The following is a 3,422-nucleotide window of genomic DNA, read 5'->3' on the forward strand; positions in this document are numbered from 1 at the left end:
ATGAGGCATGTTCCGCGTCCTTGCAATACTGTGTTTACATACAGTCTATCGCTTAGCGGAAAGTTCTTTTACCCTCAGCCGAAATGCCTGCCGTTGCTAGACATTGCCAGCCAGTGCCCGTCACTCCCACTCGATTGTAAACAAGCACACAAAACCCTTTAGTGACAACAATTTGCAAGAACTATCAGGCTCAGTGCCATGAAAAATACCATGACCAGATCATGAGGTTGAACACGGCTTGCGCCGGCAGCGTTCACGCTCCTGGTCGGCGATCTCGCCCGGCTGCAATGCTAGCTCAGCATCGGTCATGCGCTCCAGCACGTCGCGTAGGCGGATGGTGCAAGGAATGGGCGGCAGCTCGAACTCATAGCCGCCGGCGATCATTTCGGCCGCAATCTCCTCGGTGATGAAAAACGGCTCGTCGTCTTGGTTCGGCTTCTTCATGCCCTTTCCTCCTGGCGCTCATCCTGGCCGACAGCGGCCAGGGCATCGGCTTCCGTCAATGCGTCCTCCACGAACGCGCCGTGCTGCTTCGCTTCGGCCTGGCTGACCTCGGCCCATATCCGTTTCACCTGGGCCGCACTGTACCCGGCCAGCTCGGCGGTCTTGTTGATGCTGTAGCCGGACTTGCGCAGCGCGACAACTTGGGCGCGGCGCTTCGGATCAGCACGGCGGCCCTTGTACCGCCCGGCCTGGCGGGCCAACTCAATGCCTTGGCGCTGGCGTTCGCGCCTGTCCTCGTAGTCGTCGCGGGCCATCTGCAAGGCCAGGCGAAAAAGCATGATCTGCACGGCTTCCAGCACGATCTTGGCGACGCCCTGGGCCTCGGCCGCCAGGTCGGATAGATCGACCACGCCAGGGACGGCCAGGCGTGCGCCTTTGGCCTGTATCGAGGCCACCAGGCGCTCGGCCTCGGGCAAAGGTAGGCGGCTGATGCGGTCGATCTTCTCGGCAATGACCACCTCGCCGGGCTGTAGGTCGCCGATCATGCGCAGCAGCTCAGGCCGGTCGGCGCGTGCGCCGGATGCCTTCTCACGGTAGATGCCGGCGACGTAGTAGCCGGCGGCCTTCGCGGCCGTAGTGATCGCCTCTTGGCGTTCCAAGTCCTGCGCGTCGGTGCTGACGCGCAGATAGACCCGCGCCACCATCGGCGCGGCTACTGGCTTCGTCCTGCGCATACTTGCGGGCTCCTTTGGGCATACTCAAATGCACCCATCTTAAACTGGCAGCTAATGTACAAAAGTTGATAGAAGCACACAAGTTCAATTTTGCACTTCTGCCCCACTATTGCAAAACTGCTTGTTAGTAGCCGTTTTTTCTTACTGTTTATAGATTCAATAATTTTTGAAACGAAAAATTGGGACTAAACATTTCGGTTTCGTTTTCTGTCGATTCGTCCTGCGTATCTTTTGCATAAACAAACATTTGTTGTTCGTAGTTTTCGATGGCATTTTCAATACTTGTAAATTCTCCGTTTGTAAGGTTTTCAGACAATATCAAAGCATCCAATAATCCCGTATTTACACCCTGTCCTGCAAAAGGCGACATCAAATGAGCAGCATCGCCAATCATTGTTATGGGTAATGGACGGTTACTTTTCCAATCATTGTTCAAAGGAAATTTCCTTGTGGGCAAGCATTGAAATGTTGATACCGAACGTATTAATTGTTTGTAAACTTCACTCCATTTGGAAAATCTTTTCAATAAAAAATCGGCAACGCTGTTTCTGTCCTGAAAATCTAAGGGAATTTTATTTTTCCATTCATCGGGCGTTTTAAAACTAATTCCTAAATACAATGCACCATTATTATTGGGATTGGCAAACAATAAAATGCCCTGATGTCCCGCCATTAATCGGTTGCCGTTGCATAGCTGAAAAAATCCGGGACAGTTTATTTCCGGTTGAAGAATATCAGCTTGGATGTTGAAAGTACCGGTTTCTTCAACTTGCGTGTCGGTAACAAAGCTCCTTATTTTCGACATTCCACCATTGGCAAGAATAACCAAATCTGCTGTTTCACTCGGTTTATTCTCAAAAGTTAGTGTCCACTTCTTCTTACCAGGTTCAAGCATAACAAGTTTTCTATCCCAAATAACCGTGTCGTTTTCTAAACTATTCAACAAGATAGCCCTTAAGTCATTTCTGTTTATTTCAGGATTGTCAAATCGATTTTCGGGCTTTACATTTTTTGTGGATAAAATATTGCCTTTTTCATCAGCAATATTTACACCCATTGGTAAGGCTAAGTCATAATAAGTTTGTAACAATCCCGCTTTTTTCATTGCTTCCTGACCTGAACCTTTGTGTAGGTCAAGGGTTCCACCAAAAATTCTTGCCTCTCGGTCGTTGTCTCTTTCGTAAACTGAAACGTCTATGCCGTTTTGCTGTAATAATTTTGCCATAGTCAGTCCAACGGGTCCACCACCAATTATTGCAACGTTCTTATCACTAAGTAAATTCATTTGTTTGTCCGTATCTATTCGCATTGTCATTCAAAAATGGCACATAACAAGTGGCTATACGCCAAATGGCGTATATATCCACTATATCTTATTTTGCTAAACCTTTCATTATCAGTGACAAATCCGTTTTCAACCGTTTACCGTTCGTTTCTACTCTCTCAAAAGGATTTATATTCATAGTGCTTTTTGTTAAGTTTTGCTCAAATATACAAATCCTTTCTATATATCTAACAAATCCATCGGACTTTTTAATTGTTCCATTCCCTTGGTGGTAATATGTGTATAAACCTCAGTTGTTTTACTGCTTGAATGACCTAACAACGATTGAATATAACGTAAACTCGTACCATTCTCAAGCAAATGCGTTGCAAAGCTATGTCGTAAGGTATGTACAGTAACTTCCTTTTGAATCTTTGCTTTTAAAACAGCTGCTTTAAAAATGTTTTGAATACTTCGGCTTGAGTATGCGCCACCTTTTTGACCTTCAAATAAATAATCTTTTGGTTTATATTCCATAAAGTATGTTCTTAAAATAATTAATGTTTTCTCAGATAAAATGGTATAACGATCTCTTTTTCCTTTTGACTGTTCTATACGAATTTGCATGCGCTTGGAGTCAATGTCTTTTATTTTCAGGTTTATACATTCAGAAATGCGCAAACCTGCCGAATAAATAGTCATCAGAATAGCCTTGTGTTTCACGTTTTCAATAGCGCGTAGTACCCGAATGGTTTCTTCTTCACTCATCACAACAGGAAGTGTTTTTTCTTTTTTTGGTCTTTCGATGAAATATGTTTTCCGTTGTCCACCCAAAACACGTTCGTAATAAAACTGGCACTGTTGCAAAGTTAGCGATGAGGCAGCCTTTTGTCTTATTCAAAGGCCTTACATTTCAAAAACTCTGCTTACCAGGCGCATTTCGCCCAGGGGATCACCATAATAAAATGCTGAGGCCTGGC

Annotated in this window: 4 protein-coding genes; all 4 read right to left on the reverse strand. The window is 45.6% G+C overall.

The window, feature by feature from the left end:
- Positions 1-219 precede the first annotated feature (219 nt).
- The 4 genes from FTV52_RS14265 to FTV52_RS14280 all read right to left on the reverse strand — a co-directional run bounded on the left by FTV52_RS14265 (position 220) and on the right by FTV52_RS14280 (position 3,276).
- Positions 220-444, reverse strand: coding sequence for a hypothetical protein (locus FTV52_RS14265; RefSeq protein ID WP_000743213.1), 225 nt, complete (start codon positions 442-444; stop codon positions 220-222).
- A complete protein-coding gene (locus FTV52_RS14270; protein WP_001366550.1) occupies positions 441-1,178 on the reverse strand; it encodes a recombinase family protein in 738 nt (245 codons plus the stop codon). Before FTV52_RS14270 ends, FTV52_RS14265 begins: the two co-directional genes overlap by 4 nt.
- Positions 1,179-1,326: 148 nt before the next feature.
- Positions 1,327-2,493 (reverse strand): tetracycline-inactivating monooxygenase Tet(X3), encoded by a 1,167-nt coding sequence (locus tag FTV52_RS14275; protein ID WP_024160783.1) that lies wholly within the window; start codon positions 2,491-2,493, stop codon positions 1,327-1,329.
- A 189-nt stretch (positions 2,494-2,682) separates the two neighbouring features.
- Positions 2,683-3,276, reverse strand: coding sequence for a tyrosine-type recombinase/integrase (locus FTV52_RS14280; protein ID WP_205779272.1), 594 nt, complete (start codon positions 3,274-3,276; stop codon positions 2,683-2,685).
- Positions 3,277-3,422 lie beyond the last annotated feature (146 nt).

It is taken from the genome of Acinetobacter sp. YH1901141 (assembly GCF_013416935.1).
GTDB classification, from domain to species: Bacteria; Pseudomonadota; Gammaproteobacteria; order Pseudomonadales; family Moraxellaceae; genus Acinetobacter; species Acinetobacter towneri.